Annotated in this window: 17 protein-coding genes; 9 read left to right on the top strand and 8 right to left on the bottom strand. The window is 65.8% G+C overall.

The window, feature by feature from the left end; all coding sequences use genetic code 11:
- The first annotated feature begins 13 nt into the window (after positions 1-13).
- A complete protein-coding gene (coaE, locus tag AB4Z16_RS26070) occupies positions 14-640 on the top strand; it encodes a dephospho-CoA kinase (protein ID WP_441514230.1) in 627 nt (208 codons plus the stop codon).
- Positions 633-1,349 carry a DNA polymerase III subunit epsilon gene (gene dnaQ, locus AB4Z16_RS26065; protein WP_441514229.1) on the top strand — a complete coding sequence of 239 codons (717 nt, stop codon included), beginning with the start codon at positions 633-635 and terminating at the stop codon, positions 1,347-1,349. Before coaE ends, dnaQ begins: the two co-directional genes overlap by 8 nt.
- 24 nt (positions 1,350-1,373) lie before the next feature.
- Here the strand turns inward: dnaQ and AB4Z16_RS26060 are convergent, their stop codons facing one another.
- Positions 1,374-2,120 carry a TerC family protein gene (locus AB4Z16_RS26060; protein ID WP_441514228.1) on the bottom strand — a complete coding sequence of 249 codons (747 nt, stop codon included), beginning with the start codon at positions 2,118-2,120 and terminating at the stop codon, positions 1,374-1,376.
- 169 nt (positions 2,121-2,289) lie between these two features.
- The gene (secB, locus tag AB4Z16_RS26055) at positions 2,290-2,787 is read right to left on the bottom strand and encodes a protein-export chaperone SecB (protein WP_441514227.1); all 498 of its coding nucleotides are present in this window, start codon (positions 2,785-2,787) and stop codon (positions 2,290-2,292) included.
- Between the two features lie 247 nt (positions 2,788-3,034).
- Between secB and AB4Z16_RS26050 the strand changes: the two genes are divergently transcribed.
- The 5 genes from AB4Z16_RS26050 (at position 3,035) to AB4Z16_RS26030 (ending at position 7,049) form a co-directional block, all read left to right on the top strand.
- Positions 3,035-3,760 (top strand): Tim44/TimA family putative adaptor protein, encoded by a 726-nt coding sequence (locus AB4Z16_RS26050; RefSeq protein ID WP_441514226.1) that lies wholly within the window; start codon positions 3,035-3,037, stop codon positions 3,758-3,760.
- On the top strand, positions 3,757-4,923 hold the full coding sequence (gene mltA / locus AB4Z16_RS26045) for a murein transglycosylase A (RefSeq protein WP_441514225.1): 1,167 nt from the start codon (positions 3,757-3,759) through the stop codon (positions 4,921-4,923). The genes AB4Z16_RS26050 and mltA overlap by 4 nt, the downstream gene beginning before the upstream one ends.
- 1 nt (position 4,924) lies before the next feature.
- On the top strand, positions 4,925-5,485 hold the full coding sequence (locus AB4Z16_RS26040) for a Smr/MutS family protein (RefSeq protein ID WP_441514224.1): 561 nt from the start codon (positions 4,925-4,927) through the stop codon (positions 5,483-5,485).
- Positions 5,482-5,856, top strand: a complete 375-nt coding sequence (locus AB4Z16_RS26035) for a helix-turn-helix domain-containing protein (RefSeq protein WP_441514223.1) — start codon at positions 5,482-5,484, stop codon at positions 5,854-5,856. The genes AB4Z16_RS26040 and AB4Z16_RS26035 overlap by 4 nt, the downstream gene beginning before the upstream one ends.
- 194 nt (positions 5,857-6,050) lie before the next feature.
- On the top strand, positions 6,051-7,049 hold the full coding sequence (locus AB4Z16_RS26030; protein WP_441514222.1) for an adenosine kinase: 999 nt from the start codon (positions 6,051-6,053) through the stop codon (positions 7,047-7,049).
- A 146-nt stretch (positions 7,050-7,195) separates the two neighbouring features.
- Here the strand turns inward: AB4Z16_RS26030 and AB4Z16_RS26025 are convergent, their stop codons facing one another.
- The 3 genes from AB4Z16_RS26025 to rpsO form a co-directional block, all read right to left on the bottom strand.
- Positions 7,196-7,831 (bottom strand): pyridoxamine 5'-phosphate oxidase family protein, encoded by a 636-nt coding sequence (locus AB4Z16_RS26025; protein WP_441514221.1) that lies wholly within the window; start codon positions 7,829-7,831, stop codon positions 7,196-7,198.
- A 266-nt stretch (positions 7,832-8,097) separates the two neighbouring features.
- Positions 8,098-10,269 (bottom strand): polyribonucleotide nucleotidyltransferase, encoded by a 2,172-nt coding sequence (gene pnp, locus AB4Z16_RS26020; protein WP_441514220.1) that lies wholly within the window; start codon positions 10,267-10,269, stop codon positions 8,098-8,100.
- Between the two features lie 263 nt (positions 10,270-10,532).
- Entirely contained in the window at positions 10,533-10,802 is a 270-nt protein-coding gene (rpsO, locus tag AB4Z16_RS26015; RefSeq protein ID WP_149131827.1) for a 30S ribosomal protein S15, read from the bottom strand.
- 376 nt (positions 10,803-11,178) lie between these two features.
- Here rpsO and ligD point away from each other — a divergent pair, with 376 nt between their 5' ends.
- On the top strand, positions 11,179-13,698 hold the full coding sequence (ligD, locus tag AB4Z16_RS26010; protein ID WP_441514219.1) for a DNA ligase D: 2,520 nt from the start codon (positions 11,179-11,181) through the stop codon (positions 13,696-13,698).
- Here ligD and AB4Z16_RS26005 read toward each other — a convergent pair.
- Positions 13,685-14,092, bottom strand: a complete 408-nt coding sequence (locus AB4Z16_RS26005) for a winged helix-turn-helix transcriptional regulator (RefSeq protein ID WP_441514218.1) — start codon at positions 14,090-14,092, stop codon at positions 13,685-13,687. The two genes, ligD and AB4Z16_RS26005, sit on opposite strands and share 14 nt — an antisense overlap.
- A 124-nt stretch (positions 14,093-14,216) precedes the next feature.
- On the opposite strand from AB4Z16_RS26005, the gene AB4Z16_RS26000 reads away from it, so the two are divergent.
- Positions 14,217-14,828 carry an NAD(P)-dependent oxidoreductase gene (locus tag AB4Z16_RS26000; RefSeq protein ID WP_441514217.1) on the top strand — a complete coding sequence of 204 codons (612 nt, stop codon included), beginning with the start codon at positions 14,217-14,219 and terminating at the stop codon, positions 14,826-14,828.
- Between the two features lie 85 nt (positions 14,829-14,913).
- Here the strand turns inward: AB4Z16_RS26000 and AB4Z16_RS25995 are convergent, their stop codons facing one another.
- Together AB4Z16_RS25995 and AB4Z16_RS25990 are read right to left on the bottom strand one after the other, a co-directional pair.
- The gene (locus AB4Z16_RS25995) at positions 14,914-15,264 is read right to left on the bottom strand and encodes an Atu4866 domain-containing protein (protein ID WP_441514216.1); all 351 of its coding nucleotides are present in this window, start codon (positions 15,262-15,264) and stop codon (positions 14,914-14,916) included.
- A 317-nt stretch (positions 15,265-15,581) separates the two neighbouring features.
- Positions 15,582-16,776: methyl-accepting chemotaxis protein (locus AB4Z16_RS25990; RefSeq protein WP_441514215.1), on the bottom strand; the 1,195-nt coding region annotated here is incomplete at its 5' end.

The following is a 16,776-nucleotide window of genomic DNA, read 5'->3' as shown; positions in this document are numbered from 1 at the left end:
CGGCGGAGAGAGCATGACCTTCGTGCTGGGGCTGACGGGCTCGATCGGAATGGGGAAGTCGACGACGGCCGGGCTGTTCGTGCAGCGCGGCGTGCCGTTGCATGATGCGGATGCTGCCGTACATCGCCTGCACCGTGGCCGCGCGGCGGCACCGATCGAGGAGGCCTTCCCCGGCACATTGGTCGATGGTGTGGTCGATCGGGCGAAACTGGGCGCGGCGGTCCTCGGAAAGCCGGAAGCGCTCAAGCGGCTCGAGGCGATCATTCATCCGCTCGTGCGCGAGGAAGAGGAAAGCTTCGTCGTGCGCTGTCGCCGCGAGGGCGCGGCGCTTGCTGTCATCGACGTGCCGCTGCTGCTCGAAACCGGCGGGGAAGTGCGTTGCGACGCAGTCCTCGTCGTGACCGCGCCGGCTGAGGTTCAGCGCGAACGCGTCCTCGCCCGGCCCGGCATGAACGCGGAAAAGCTCGACGCGATCCTTTCGCGCCAGATGCCGGATGCCGAAAAGCGCCGCCGCGCCCATTTCCTTGTGGACACGTCCCGCGGGCTCGTGGCCGCGGAGCGACAGGTCGGTTCTATCCTGATGGCGCTCGCCGGCCGTCCCGGGCGCGGCGCTGCAGTGAGGTCCTCAAGCGATGCGTGAGATCGTTCTCGATACCGAAACCACCGGCGTCGAAGCCAATAATGGCGACCGCATCGTCGAGATCGGCTGCGTCGAGCTGGTCAATCACTGCCCGAGCGGCCGCACTTATCATGTCTACATCAACCCCGAGCGCTCGATGCCGGTCGGGGCGTTCAATGTCCACGGCCTCTCGGAAGAATTCCTGTCGGACAAGCCCGTCTTCGCCGCGGTCGCCCAGGAGTTCGCGGAGTTCATCGCCGGCGCGAAGCTGGTGATTCACAACGCCGCCTTCGACGTCGGCTTCATCAACATGGAGTTCAAGCGCCTCGGCCTGCCGCCGATCGAGCAGGCATGGGTGGTCGATACCCTGTCGATGGCGCGCCGCAAGCACCCCGGCGCTTCGAACAGCCTCGATGCGCTGTGCTCGCGCTACGGCATCGACAACAGCCGCCGCACCAGGCACGGCGCCTTGCTCGACTCCGAGATCCTCGCCGAGGTGTATATCGAGCTGATCGGCGGCAAGCAGACCTCGCTGGGTCTGGGCGTCGAGGGAGTGGCGGGTCGCGGCGGGCTTGCGATGGTTGCGGCCGAGAAGCCGCAGCGCCAGCGTCCGCTTGCGCCGCGCCTCGACGAAGCCGCCATCAAGGCGCATGAGGCCTTCATCCTGGGATCGCTGAAGGCCCCGCTGTGGAAGGGCTATCTCGGCATCACGGACGACGCGGCACAGTAATCCGCATCGTCCTTTCCCGGAAGGTCAGCTCTGGGCGTCCTTCCGCACCTTGCGGCGCGAAAGCATGTTGAGCGCCTCGATCAGGGCCGAAAAGGCCATAGCGGCGTAAATATAGCCCTTCGGCACATGCACGCCGAAGCCCTCTGCGATCAGCGTACCGCCGATCATCAGCAGGAAGCCGAGCGCCAGCATCACGATGGTCGGGTTCCTGTCGATGAAGCGCGCCAGCGGATCGGCGGCGAGCAGCATCGTCAGCACGGCGACGATCACGGCGATCACCATCACCGGCACGTGCTCGGTCATGCCGACCGCAGTGATGATCGAGTCGATCGAGAAAACGAGGTCGAGCAGCAGGATCTGGAAAATCGCGCTGCCGAAGCTCAGCGTCACTGCCCGGCCGCCCTCGGCGAGGACGGAGTCGGGATCGGGATCGACCTTGTGATGGATCTCTTTCGTCGCCTTCCAGACCAGGAAGAGGCCGCCGGCGATGAGGATAAGATCGCGCCAGGAGAAGGCCTGGCCGAGTACCGAGAAGATCGGCGTAGTCAGCGTGACGATGAAGGCCACGGTGCTGAGCAGCGCAAGGCGCAGGATCAGCGCCAGGCCGATGCCGATCTTGCGGCCCTTCGAGCGCTGATGTTCGGGCAGCTTGTTGGTCAGGATGGAGATGAAGATCAGGTTGTCGATGCCGAGCACGACCTCCATGGCGATCAATGCCCCGAGCGCGGCCCATACGGCGGGGTCGGCGGCAAGTGTCAGAAGGTTGTCCATCGGGTCTCCACGGATACGGAAAAGGCGGGCGTCCCTGCCGGGGCGTCCGCCGTTGCTCGTGCGACATGGAGAGGTGGCACTTGCTCTGCAAGGGCAACAATGATCCGCAACAAATGAAAAAGGGCCCGGAAGGGCCCTTTCTTGATCCTTGTAGCGGCTCGAGCTGCCGTCAGTTGGCGGTGGCGCCGGGCTGACCCTGCAGTTCCTGCATACGCTGCTGATAGAGCGAGGCGAAGTCGATCGGCGGGATGTAAAAGGGCGGGAAGCCGCCGTTCTGGACCGCTTCCGCGACGATCTGGCGCGCGAAGGGGAAGAGCAGGCGGGCGCAATCGATCACCAGTACAGGGTGGATGTGCTCCTGCGGGATGTTTTGCAGACGGAACACGCCGGCATAGCTCAGGTCGAAGGCGAAGAGCGTCTCGCCCTTCAGTTCGGCCTTGCCTTCCAGGCGAAGCACGGTCTCATAATCGTTGTCGCCGAGCGCGGTGCTGCCGACATTGACCTGCAGCGACATCTGCGGGCCCTGTTGCGCCTCCTGCTGGGAGAGCGAGCGCGGCGCCTTGGGGTTCTCGAAGGAAAAATCCTTCGTGTACTGGACTAGGGCGTTCAGGCTGGGAGCCGCGTTCGCAGCGTCCGTGCCATTGCCGTTGGGGAGTTCGTTGGCCATCGGTCCCATCTTGTTCTGGCAGGCTGTCTCGGGAAATCCCGCGCCATTGCCGGCGTCCGGGACTGCGTCCCACATTCCGGAGCAACGCGCGCGTCGGCTATCATGGACGCTGGGCCGGCACAAGAAGTCGCCTTCACAAGGTGGGGGGTGGATGTTACGAGCCTGTCTTACCATATGACGGCTAAGGCCTGCCGCGGCTGCGCGGAAAGGCTGCAAGCAATAACGGGGAGCCGCGGGTCAGCCTTCGATGCAAAATTCCTTCGACATGACGACTCTGGTCTTCTTGGCTCTGGCCGTTTTCGTCGCCTGGAAGCTGCGTTCCGTGCTCGGTCAGAAGACCGGCAACGAGCAGCCGAAGGATCCTTTCGCGCGTCGCGAGACCCCGCCGATGCGGCCTGACCAGGCGCAGTCCCCGGACAAGCGCGACAATGTGATCCGCCTGCCGGGTGCCGCCAACGATTCCGTCGCCGCAGACCCGCCGGCCGCCGAGCGCTGGAAGGATCTCGCTCCGCCGGATTCGCCGGTCAGTGCCGGCATCGAGGCCATTATCAGGCAGGAGCCGAGCTTCGATCCGCATGCCTTCATTTCGGGCGCAAAGTCGGCCTATGAGGCGATCGTCACCGCTTTCGCGCGCGGGGACCGCAAGATGCTCAAGGGCCTGCTTGCGAAGGATGTCTATGACGGTTTCGAGCAGGCGATCACCGAGCGTGAGAAGCGCGGTGAGAAGGCGGAATCGAATTTCGTCTCGATCGACAAGGCCGATCTCGCCGCCGTCGACGTCAAGGGCAAGACCGCCCAGGTGACCATCGCCTTCATCTCGCAGCTGATCAGCGTTACCCGCGATGCGCAGGGCAATGTCGTCGACGGCAGCGCCGATCAGGTCTCCGAGGTCAACGACATCTGGACCTTCTCGCGTCAGCTCGGCAGCCGCGATCCGAACTGGCTTCTGGTCGCCACCGAATCGGCCGCGTGAACCGTGCTGCGGGGATCGCGCTGGCGTTTTCCGCGGCAGTCTGCCTCTCCTCCATGACCGCCATGGCCGCTCCCTTTCCCTTGCCGGACGGCGCCCGGGCCGAGCAACGCGCCGCGCATGAGATCGATGGCTGGGCCCGGGATGATCACGCCCGGGCTTTCGCCATTTTCGCGCGCGGCTGCATGGCCGACCCGCCGTTGCGCCAGGCAGTACCTTTGCCCGACATCCTCGCCGCCGTCTGCGACAAGGCGAAGGCGCTGGCCGCCAAGGGCAATGTCGGCCGGGACCAGGCGCGCGGCTTCTTCGAGCAGAATTTCAGCTTCTGGCGCATCCGGCCGGCCGGCGCTGATACCGGCTTCACGACGGGCTATTTCGAGCCCGAGTTCGAAGGTTCGCTCAAGCGTACTGATGCCTTCCCGACGCCGCTCTACGACCGACCGAAGGATCTGGTGACGCGCTTCCCGGAGGATGACTGGCCGGGCCTGGAAAAGACGTTGTCCGCCGCGCGCCGAACCGAAAGGGGACTCGAACCCTTTCCGGACCGCACCGCGATCGAGACCGGTGCGCTCGACGGGCAGGGGCTGGAGATTCTCTGGCTACGCGATCCGGTCGACCGCTTCGTCCTGCAGGTGCAGGGCTCGGGCCGCGTGCGCTTGCCCGACGGTTCTGTGACGCGGCTGACCTATTCAGGTCGCAACGGCCATCCCTATACCTCGCTCGGCCGCGTTCTCAGCCAGCGCGAGGCCATTCCGCCCGAGCAGATGACCATGGACCGGCTCGTCGCTCGGCTGAAGGCCGACCCCGCCTTTGCCCGGGACCTGATCCGCCTGAACGAGTCCTTCGTCTTCTTCGCCCGCCGCGACGATCTTCCAGCGGAGAGCGGGCCGATCGGCGGCGCCGGACTACCGCTGACGCCGCTGCGCAGCATCGCCATCGATCGTACTGCTTGGCCCTATGGTCTGCCGGTCTGGATCGACACGACGATTCCGGATGGTGCTGGCGGTGACGAGCATCTCGCCCGGCTGATGATCGCGCAGGACACGGGCTCGGCCATCCTCGGCCCGGCCCGGATGGACCTCTTCGTCGGTTCCGGCCCGGCTGCCGGCCATCGCGCCGGGCTGATCCGCCATCCCGTGTCCTTCACCGTGCTATGGCCGCGTTGACATGCGGTCACGCCGGGGCAAGACGCTGACGCAGGCCGATATCGCGCTCTGGAGACAGGTGGCGCGTTCGGTCAAGCCGCTGCCCGGCAGGGCGCCGATCGAGCCGGAGCCGGCCCCGCCTCCGGCAGCGCCTTCTCCAACCGAGACATCCGTTCTTGTCGTTGCCGTCGCCTCGGCAAGAACGTCGCCCCCGGCGGCTCCGCCGCTCGCGCCGATCGAGCGCCGCCTGCGCACGCAACTCCGGCGTGGCCGGCAGGAGATCGAAGCATCGATCGATTTGCACGGGATGCGGCAGGACGAGGCGCATCTGGCCCTGCACGGCTTCCTGCGTCGCGAACAGGCCCGCGGCACCCGCCTGGCCCTTGTCGTCACCGGAAAGGGCGGTCCTGCACCAACCCTGTTCGGTGATGAGCGTGGCGTCCTGCGGCGCATGGTGCCGCATTGGCTCAGGCTCCCGGAGTTGCGCCCGCTGGTGCTGGGCTTCGAAGAGGCCGAGCAGCGCCATGGCGGTGCCGGCGCGCTCTATGTGCGCTTGCGGCGGCCTAGGGAGCACGGCCCGTGACGCCCTTCGGACGGCGTGTGCGTGAGCTTCGGGACCGGCGAGGCCTGACCCTTGCTCAGATGGCGGACGGCCTTGGCGTGACGCCGGCCTATCTTTCGGCGCTGGAGCACGGCAAGCGTGGTCGTCCGACCTTCACCCTGATCCAGGGCGCGATCCATGTGCTCGGCGTCATCTGGGACGAGGCGGATGAACTCGTCCGCCTCGCCGATCTCTCGCATCCGCGCGTCACCGTCGATACGGCCGGCCTCGATCCCGAGGCGACACTCTTCGCCAACCGTCTTGCCCGCGAGATCGCCGAACTCGACGGCGAGGATCTGCGTCGCCTCGCCACGGTCCTCGACGAAGCCGCCACGCGCCGGGACAAGGGTTGAGCCGGAGCATCGGACCGACAAGCGGAATCCGCTTTTCGGGCAAATCCGATGCTTACACAAAGGGCCGGATCGCCACTTTGCGTCCGAAAGAACACACGGCGATCTAGGCCGCTTGACCCCGCCGCGCGCGGATGCGACACGCCGAAACCTTCCTTTCCGGCACTTCGGCCGCGCAATTCCGGACAAGCCAGCTCATGACCAAGACCCGCACGGACGTCCTCGCCCTCGGCAACGCCATCGTCGATGTCCTGGCTTTGGCCGAGGAAGATTTCCTCGCCGCGCAAAAGCTGACCAAAGGCGCGATGATGCTGATCGATGAGAGCCGAGCGGAATCGCTCTACGCCGCCATGGGGCCGGCGCGCATCATCTCCGGCGGCTCGGCTGCAAACACCATCGCCGGCCTCGCTTCCTTCGGCGGCAAGGGCGCCTTCATCGGCAAGGTCAAGGCCGACGAACTCGGCAAGCTCTACCGCCACGATCTCACCTCGCTTGGCGTCGCCTTCGATACGGCTGCGGCCGCCGACGGCCCGGCGACGGCGCGCTCCTTCATCATCGTCACACCCGATGGCGAGCGCACAATGAACACCTATCTCGGCGCCTGCCAGGGTCTCTCCGCCGCGGATGTCGACGAGAAGGCCGTCGAGAACGCCGACATCATCTATCTCGAAGGCTATCTCTGGGACCCGCCGGCCGCGAAGGAGGCTTTTCGCAAGGCTTCCGAGGTCGCGCACAGGGCGGGCGGGCGCGTCGCGATCACCCTGTCGGACTCCTTCTGCGTCGACCGCTACCGCGACGAATTCGTCGGCCTGATCCGCAACCGCATGGTCGACCTCGTCTTCGCCAATGAGCACGAGCTCAAGAGCCTCTATGAGACCTCGGATTTCGATACGGCCCTGTCTTGGCTGCGCTCCGAGAACATTATCGCGGTCGTCACCCGCTCCGAGAAGGGCGCGCTGGCGGTCACGCCGGACGGCATCATCGAGGAGCCGGTCTTCCCGATCGAGCGCGTCGTCGACGCAACCGGCGCGGGCGATCTCTTTGCCGCCGGCTTCCTCTACGGCCTGACCTCCGGCCGAGAGACCCGCGACTGCCTGCGTCTCGGCGCCTTGGCAGCGGCCGAAATCATCTCGCATGTAGGCGCCCGGCCGGATGTTGTCCTGAAGACGCTGGCGGGCAACGAAGGCCTGCTGTGAGCCGTTAGTCCGTCATTCTCGGGCCGCGCTTTGCGCGGACCCGAGAATCGCATCTAGACAAGGCTCACTGTGCAGGCGTCCTCTCGTCCCGAGATGCTCGGCTCAAGGCCGAGCATGACGCGCGCCTGCTCCGAATACGGCACACCTCAATACAGCGTCGCCTTGACCCGCGCCGGCAGCGCCGCGTCGTAAGCCCCGCCGTCGAAGGTCTCGACCGCCGCATTGCGCGCGGTGATGTCGCGCAGGATCGTTCCGGGCGAGGGCAGGGTCCGCTTGTCGACCTGCCGCTCCGGGTTCCAGAGCTCTGCCCGCACCACCGCGCGCGAGCACTGGAAGTAGACGGCCTCGACATGGACGATCATGACGCTCGCCGGCAGCTTCCCGGCCATCTCGAACGATGCGCACAACTCAGGATCGCAGGAAATCGCTGCGCGTCCGTTCACGCGCAGCGTCTCGCCGTAACCGGGGATCAGGAAGAGCATTCCGATTCGATCGTCAAACAGAATATTCTTCAATGAATCCAGACGGTTGTTTCCTTTTCGGTCGGGAATCAGGAGCGTTTTCGCGTCCCGCACCGTGACAAAGCCCGGCAGATCCCCGCGCGGCGAACAATCCAGCCCCTCCGGGCCGACCGTTGCGAGCACAAAAAACGGCGAGGCGGCAATCAGCGCTGCATAATTCTCGTCGACATGATCGATCTCCTTGAAGACCGAGGCCGGAGCGAGCGGATTGGGGTAGGCGCGAGCGAGATCGTCGAGCGAGGCGATGCAGTGGTCGGACATGCCGGTCTCCATGGATCGGTATATGTCTAGACTATTGATGGCGGCGCGTCACCTTCTCGAAAGCGGGCCATCCTTCCCCGGGCGAAGCGAAGCGGAAACCGGAGAATCGTTGGCAAGAAGAAGTGCCGCTCCTTCATGCGATGCTCGGGCCAAGCCCAGGCGTGACGTCGCCTCTCCCGCCTCTGCTGGACACCGACCAAAGCAAAACGCCCCGCATCGGAAGATGCGGGGCGTCTCGTTTCACGTGAATCGCGTGATGCGTCGGCTTACTCGGCCTGCTGCTTCTCGCGGGCCTTCTCGGCGTCGCGCTCGGCCTTGAGCTTCTCGGTGATGTCTTCGCCGGTTTCCTGGTCGACGACCTTCATCGAGAGGCGGATCTTGCCGCGCTCGTCCATGCCGAGGAACTTCACCTTGACCTTGTCGCCTTCCTTGACGACGTCCTGCACCTTCTGGACCCGGCGCGAGGCGAGTTCGGAGATGTGGACGAGGCCGTCCTTGGCGCCGAAGAAGTTCACGAAGGCGCCGAACTCCATGATCTTCACCACGGTGCCGTCATAGATCATGCCCGGCTCGGCTTCCGAGACGATCGACTTGATCCACTTGATCGCGGCTTCGATCGACTTGCCGTCGGCCGAGGCGATCTTGATGGTGCCGTCGTCCTCGATGTTCACCTTCGCGCCGGTCTTCTCGACGATCTCGCGGATCACCTTGCCGCCGGAGCCGATGACTTCACGGATCTTGTCGACCGGGATCTTCATCGTCTCGATGCGCGGCGCGAACTCGCCGAGCTGGCTGCGCGAGGCGGAGAGGGCCTTCGCCATCTCGCCGAGGATGTGCTCACGGCCGCCCTTGGCCTGATCGAGGGCGACCTTCATGATCTCCTCGGTGATGCCGGCGATCTTGATGTCCATCTGCAGCGAGGTGATGCCCTCACCCGTGCCGGCGACCTTGAAGTCCATGTCGCCGAGATGGTCCTCGTCACCCAGGATGTCGGAGAGCACGGCGAAGCGCTTGCCTTCCAGGATGAGGCCCATCGCGATGCCCGCGACCGGAGCGCGCAGCGGCACGCCGGCATCCATCAGCGCCAGCGAGGTGCCGCAGACCGTGGCCATCGAGGAGGAGCCGTTCGACTCGGTGATCTCCGAGACGACGCGCAGGGTGTAGGGGAACTCGCCCTTGCCCGGCAGCATCGGGTGGATGGCGCGCCAGGCGAGCTTGCCGTGGCCGATCTCGCGGCGGCCGGGCGAGCCCATGCGGCCGGTCTCGCCGACCGAGTAGGGCGGGAAGTTGTAATGCAGCAGGAAGGTCTCCTTGTAGGTGCCTTCCAGCGAGTCGATGAACTGCTCGTCGTCGCCGGTGCCGAGCGTGGTCACGACCAGCGCCTGGGTCTCGCCGCGGGTGAACAGCGCGGAACCATGGGTGCGCGGCAGAACGCCCGCTTCCGCGACGATCGGGCGCACGGTCTTGCCGTCGCGGCCGTCGATACGGATGCCGTCGTCGAGGATGTTCCAGCGGACGATCTTGGCCTGCGCTTCCTTGAACTGGGCGCCGACCTTGTCCTTCGGGAAGGTCGCGACGCCGTCCGGGGTCTCCGAGACCAGCGCGGCGACGACCTTGGCCTTGACGGCGTCGACAGCCTTGTAACGCTCGGCCTTGGCGGTGATCTTGTAGGCGGCGCGCAGCTCGGACTCGCCAACCTTCATGATCGCGTCGAGAACGGCGGAATCATCCGGCGGGGTGAAGTCGCGCGGCTCCTTGGCGGCCTTCTCGGCCAGGCGGATGATCGCCTCGATCACCGGCTGGAAATGCTTGTGGCCGAACATCACGGCGCCAAGCATGACCTCTTCGGTCAGCTCCTTGGCCTCGGACTCGACCATCATCACGGCATCCTGCGTGCCGGCGACGACGAGATCGAGAACCGATTCCTTGGCTTCCTCGACCGTCGGGTTGAGCTTGTAGGCGCCGTCGATATAGCCGACGCGGGCGCCGCCGATCGGGCCCATGAAGGGCACGCCGGAGAGCGTCAGCGCAGCCGAGGTGGCAACCATCGCGAGGATGTCGGGATCGTTCTCCAGATCATGCTGGAGCACGGTGATGACGACCTGCGTGTCGTTCTTGTAGCCCTCGACGAAGAGCGGGCGGATCGGGCGGTCGATCAGGCGGGAGACCAGCGTCTCCTTCTCGCTCGGGCGGCCTTCGCGCTTGAAGTAGCCGCCGGGAATGCGGCCGGCCGCGAAGGTCTTTTCCTGATAGTTGACGGTCAGGGGGAAGAAGTCGAAGCCCGGCTTCGGCTCCTTGGCCGAGACCACGGTCGCGAGCACGACGGTCTCGCCATAGGTGGCCATCACGGCGCCGTCGGCCTGGCGGGCGACCTTACCGGTTTCGAGGACGAGCTTGCGGCCGCCCCAGATCAGTTCTTCGGTTTGGATGTCGAACATGTGTTTCGTCTTTCGGTCGGGTTCGACCCGTCCGGTGCCTTCAGGCCCATGGGCAAGACGGCGGAGCACTCGGGTGGAAAAGGTTGTGCGCCCGAGCGCTCGGCGATCCTGCCATGGACGTCTGCGGCGCCCGGCGGGTCACGCGGGAGGGCCGCCCCATGCGGCCGCCGCGACAGTGAGGCAATCCGCCCATGGCGGCATCGCCTTAAAAGGATGCCGCCCGGAGCGTGGCGCACCGGGCGGAAACGGTTTTCAGCCTTCGATCAGCGGCGGATGCCGAGCCGTTCGATCAGCGTCTTGTAGCGGGCCTCTTCCTTGCCCTTGAGGTAGTCGAGCAGCGAACGACGCTGCGAGACCAGCTTGAGCAGGCCGCGACGGGAGTGGTTGTCCTTCGCGTGCGACTTGAAGTGGCCGGTCAGGTTGTTGATGCGCTCGGTCAGGATCGCGACCTGCACTTCCGGCGAGCCGGTGTCGTTCGGCTTGGTGGCGTATTCCTGAAGCAGCGCTGTCTTGCGCTCGGCAGTGATCGACATCGGGATATCCTCTGTTCGGGTTGATCTGGCGGGCCAGGCCGGGATGTCGTCCAGCGAGGTCCGAAATCCGCGAGCCACCTCATCGCGGAGGGGTCGCGCTGCCGGCTTTTTCGGGCCGGATGCGGGCCATATACACGAAATCGGCGGAAACGCCAGCGCCGTGCGGAACAGGAGCGCCGGACGCCGGTTTGACTTGCTTATCGTCGTTCCGAAAGGCGGGATCGTGTCATGCCCGTGCGTATGCCGGATCACGATATGCCGCTCAGGCTCATCGCCGCGGATGGTCTGATGCCGGCGCGGCCGGTGCGCGCGGGTTATCTCGAGCTCTCGCTCGCTTGAAGGCGCTGTCTTCGAGGTTGTGAGGAGAGAAAAGGCGATGTCGACGCTCGATCCTTATCGCTCCAAACGCGATTTCTCTCGAACCCGTGAACCGGCGGGCGCAGCGAGCGCCGGCAAGAAATCTGCCGCGAAGGGTGGCGCCTTCGTCGTTCAGAAACACGCAGCCCGCCGCCTGCATTATGATTTTCGGCTCGAACATGACGGCGTGCTCTGGTCCTGGGCGGTGACGCGCGGCCCGAGCCTGGATCCGGCCGAGAAGCGTCTGGCGGTTCATGTCGAGGATCACCCGCTCGAATATGGCGGCTTCGAGGGCACGATTCCCGCCGGTCAATATGGCGGCGGCTCGGTCATCGTCTGGGATGAAGGCCAATGGACTCCGGAGGGCGATCCGGCTGCCGGCATGAAGAAGGGCCATCTGGCCTTTACGCTGGAGGGCCACAAGCTGCGTGGGCGCTGGCATCTCGTTCGGCTGAAGCCCCGGCGAGGCGAGAAGCGCGACAACTGGCTGCTGATCAAGTCGGAGGACGAATTCGCCCGCGCCGACGAGGACATCCTCGACACCAAGCCCGATTCGGTGAAATCCGGCCTGTCGGTCGAGCGGATCGGCATTGACGACGATCGCGGAGCCGTCTGGGACACGACAAAGCCGGCAAAGCGGGCGGCGGCCGCGGCGAAGCCTGTCCGGAAGGCGAAGGGGCCGAGCGATCGAAAGGATCTTCCCGCCTTCGTCGAGCCTTGCCTCGCAACTTTGCAGGAAAAGCCGCCGAGCGGCGCGAACTGGCTGCACGAGGTCAAGTTCGACGGCTATCGGCTGGAAGCTCGCATCGACAGCGGCGGCGTCCGGCTGTTGACCCGCTCCGGCCTCGACTGGACGGCCCGCTTCGCTGGGAGCCTCATTGCGGCGCTGGCCGGTCTGCCCTGCGAGGCTGCGCTGATCGACGGCGAACTTGTTGCGCTCGGCAGCAACGGCATCTCGTCCTTCTCCATGCTGCAGCAGGCGCTTTCGGAGGGAAAGACCAGCGGTCTCGTCTATTTCGCCTTCGATTTGCTTCATCTCGACGGCGAGGATCTGCGCGACGAGCCGCTGCTCGCGCGCAAGGAAAGGCTGCAGCATCTCCTGGAGGGCAGCCCGGCCGATGGGCCTCTGCGCTACAGCGAGCATTTCATCGAGCCGGGCCAGACCATGCTGAATCATGCCTGCCGCATGGGGCTGGAAGGCGTAATCTCGAAACAGGCTGATGCGCCCTATCGCAGTGGCCGGGGGCGCGATTGGATCAAGTCGAAATGCACGCAGCGTCAGGAATTCGTGATCGCCGGCTATGTCCCCTCCCAGGCGGCGCCACGCAAGCTCGGCTCCATCGTGACGGGTTATTACGAGAAGGGGGATTTGAAGCCGGCAGGCCGCGTCGGCACTGGTTTCACCGCGAAATCCGCAGCTGCGCTGAAGGTGAAGCTCGACGGGCTCGCGACCGACAATTCGCCCTTTAAAGGCGCCGCGGGGCGCGAGCGCGGCGTTGTCTGGGTGAAGCCGGAGCTGGTGGCCGAGGTCGAGTTCCGCGCCTGGACGGCTTCGAAAACCCTGCGCCACGCCTCGTTCCTGGGCTTGCGCGAGGACAAGCCGGCGGGTGAGATCGTCGCGGAGAAGCCCGCCCAAACGGCTCCGGCGCAAACGAAGGGCGGGAAGGTTGCGCCGCCTTCTCAAAGGAGGTCGGTCGCGACCGTGGTGAAACTGTCGAACCCCGACAAGCCGCTCTGGCCGGATATCGGCTTCACCAAGGGTGATTTGCTCGCCTATTACGCCAAGGTCTGGCCGCTGATGCAGCGTTTCGTCATCGGCCGCCCGCTCAGCCTGGTGCGCGCGCCGAACGGCATCGAGGGTTCCCGCTTCTTCCAGAAACACGCCGGCCCGGGCCTGCACGAGGCCGTCAAACGGCGCCGGGATTCGGACGACGAGGAGCTGGTCTATATCGAGGATTTCGATGGGCTTGCCGCTCTCGTCCAGCTCGGCACGGTCGAGGTCCATGTCTGGGGCGCGACCATGGACGCCATCGAGACGCCGGACCAGATCATCTTCGACCTCGATCCCGATGAGGGCGTGCCGATCGAGCGCGTGCGGGATGCGGCGCTGACGGTGCGCCGGCATCTCGATGAACTCGGCTTCGAAAGCTTCCTGAAGGTCTCCGGCGGCAAGGGCTTCCATGTCGTGCTGCCCTTGAAGCCAAAGGCGGATTGGGAGCGCGTCAGGGGTTTCGCCCGCGATTTCGCCAAGGCGATGGAGCAGGCCGCGCCGAAGCTCTATACCGCGACGCTGTCGAAGAAGGCGCGACGCGGCCGCATCTTCATCGACTATCTTCGCAATGGCCGCGGTGCGACCGCGATCGCCCCCTATTCGACCCGCGCCCGGCCGGGTGCGACGCTGGCGATGCCGGTCGAGTGGGATGACATCGACAAGCTGACGCCCGATGCGTTCAAGGCGGGCGACATCCTCGACGGCGCGTTGCCGCCCGATCTCTGGAGCGGCTTCTTCGCGGCGGGCAAGCCGCTTACCGGGGGATGAGCGGGATCGGAATGCGACCGCCTTCCAGCAGCTGGGAGCCGCGGTCGTATCGCTGCTGCGCTTCCTCGACCTCGCCGATATGCGCTTCGGCCCAGAGGGTGAGCTGATGCACGGTTCGCGAGAGCGTGCGCCCGAGCTCGGTCAGCGAATACTCGACTGTGACCGGCACGGTCGGAAAAACCTCGCGCCGGACGAGTCCGTCTCGCTCCAGGCTCTTCAGCGTCTGCGACAGCATCTTCTGGGAGATATTCTCGATCCGGCGCCGGAGCGCGTTGAAGCGCAACGTGCCGTCGTCGAGCGCGATCAGGATCAGAACGGCCCAGGTATCGCCGATGCGATCGAGCACGCGTCGCGTCGGACAGAGCGCCTGAAATGGATCGGGGCGTTTCAGCATGGCGGTTTCCGGGAGGTGACCATGTCGCGCGAAAGTGCCTTCTTTACGGGGCTGCGCGGCATGAGCAGATAGGTTCCAACAGGATGCAGGTATCTTTTTGATACCTCAACAAGGAGCCCCTGTCATGAAAGTTGCTTTGATCGGCGCAAGCGGATTTATCGGCTCGCGCCTGCTCGCCGAGCTGTCGTCGCGCGGCCACGCCGTCACCGCCATTGTCCGCAATCCCGAGAAGGTCGCGGCTTTGCCCGGCGTCACCGCCGTCAAGGGCGACATCTTCGACAAGGACGGGCTGGCGAAGGTCCTTGCCGGTCATGGCGCGGTGATCAGCGCGGTCCATTTCACCGCCAGCGATCCGCAGCTCCTCCTTGCCGCCGTGAAGCAGTCGGGCGTGAAGCGTTATCTCGTCGTCGGAGGCGCCGGCAGCCTCGAAGTGGCGCCGGGCATCCGGCTCTATGACACGCCGGAATTTCCGGCCGCCTATCTCGACGAGGCCAAGCAGGGCGGCGTCTTCCTCGATCTGCTGAAGCGGGAGCAGGGCCTGGACTGGACCTTCCTCTCGCCTTCGGCGCTGATCCAGCCGGGTGAGCGGACCGGCAAGTTCCGGCTTGGCACCGACCAGCTCCTGGTCGACGGCAGCGGCAACAGCGCGATCTCGGCGGAGGACTACGCCATGGCTCTGGTCGATGAGCTGGAAAAGCCAACTCATAGCCGCCGTCGCTTCACAGTCGGCTACTGACGAGCGCTGCGAACGACTCCGAAAAAGGAAAGGGCCGCGCCCCCTCTCGACGGCACGGCCCTATTTTAGTCTGTTTGGCGTCGCGTCACGCTTTGCGGAAATGCTTCTCGCCGATGCTGAGCGTGCCGCGCTTGAGTTTGCCCAGCGCGACCCATCCGCTTTCGCCCTCGAAATAGAGCTTCGAGCGATCGACCGCATAGCGGCCGCGATGCTGCGCGCCGGCTGCTGGCTTGGCCTTGTGAAACTGACCATCCGGTCTCAGATCGATCAAGATCGACCCGTCCTCGGTTTTCCACGTGCCGATGGCGGCCTGCTCGAAGGGGGTGGGGCCGCCCCTGTCGTCGAGATCGATCTCGAGCAGGCGGGTAGGACGGCTGGCTTGGGTGAAGCCGGAGGCGAGCTGGCCGAGAGTTTGAAGAACCTGGCTGAAAGGCATGGTTTTCGTCTCCCTGTTCTGGTGACGGCTGAAACCGCTTGTCGCAGACATCCCCGTCGGGACCTGTCAGCAAGCGGCGAAGCATCTGCCGATTCCGAGGAAGGCGGCATGACGGTCGTCACAAATCTGTTTGCGATGTCGGCGTCATAAAGGGACATAAAGTCCCGGCGCCTGTCGCAGAGATAGGTCGATACCAGCTCTGCGCAAGGTGCCGATGCGCAGAAAAATTCAGGATCGACGAAAAACGGCGCCCTTTCGGGCGCCGTTTCGTTTGAGGGCAGGAGGGCTGTGGGCGTCGAGGGCTCAGTCCTCCGCCCTCAGAACTCCTCCCAGCCTGCATCCTGGGCGCGGCCATTGGCGACCTTGCGCGGGGCGGGGGTGGCCTTGGACTGGGCAAAGGCGGCTTCGGCAAGCTTGCGCAGCCGCTCCGGCTCGGCCGCGGGGGCCTTGGCGGAGGCGGCCGGAGCCATGTTCGAGACCGCGACGGGCCGCACCACGGCGCGAGGGGCGGGCTTCGCCGGGCGCGCCGCGGCAGCCGCGGAAGCGACAGGCTGCGGATAGCTGGACTGCCCGACCGCCTCGCGGCCGGTGCGGAAGGTTGCGACGAGCTCGTTGAGCTGGCCGATCCGGCCGGAGAGGGCGTTGGCGGAAGCCGCGCTCTGCTCGGCCAGCGCTGCGTTCTGCTGCGTCATCTCGTCGAGATGCGCCACCGCCTGGCTCATCTCGTCGATGCCGTTGGCCTGCTCGCCCGACGCCGCCGAGATGTCGGCGATGGTCGCCGCCACCTTCTGCGAGGCTTCCAGGATGCGCGCGAGCTGCTCGCCGGCCTGGCGCACCAGCTTCACGCCYTCGCCGACCTCGGCATTGGACGAGGAGATCAGGGCCGAGATGTCCTTGGCCGCCTCGCCCGAGCGCTGCGCCAGCGTGCGCACCTCGGAGGCRACGACGGCRAAGCCCTTGCCGGCCTCRCCGGCACGGGCCGCCTCGACCGCGGCGTTGAGCGCCARMAGGTTGGTCTGGAAGGCGATGTCGTCGATGACRCGGATGATGTCRGAGATCTTCTGCGAGGCGCTCTCGATGCGGGCCATGGCMTCGACGGCCTGGCCGGCGATGGCGCCGCCGTTCTGGGCGGCCTGCATGGCGCCGTCGGCGATGCGGGCGGCGTCCTTCGAGGCCTGGGCCGAGGCCTTGACCGAAGCGGCGAGCTCCTCGGTGGTGGCGGCGGTCTCCTCGAGCGAGGAGGCCTGCTCCTCGGTGCGCTTGGACAGGTCGTCGGAGCCCATATGGATCTCGCGGGCGGCCAGGCCGACATCGGCCGAGGTCGTCTGGATCGTCGCGACCGTGGCCGAGAGCCGGTCGACCGTCTCGTTGATCGCGCCCTTCAGGTCGGCGAAGCGGCCGCGATAGGCGGTCTCGACCCGGTTGGTCAGATCCCCGCCCGCGATCGCCGACAATGCCTGCGCGAACTCCGTCGTCGCCGAATCAACCACGAGGTTGATCTCGTTGATGCCC

Origin of the sequence: Allobosea sp. TAF32 (assembly GCF_052113585.1) — a bacterium.
In the GTDB taxonomy this organism is placed as follows: Bacteria; Pseudomonadota; Alphaproteobacteria; order Rhizobiales; family Beijerinckiaceae; genus Allobosea.
This window is presented reverse-complemented; position numbering and strand designations above follow the sequence as displayed.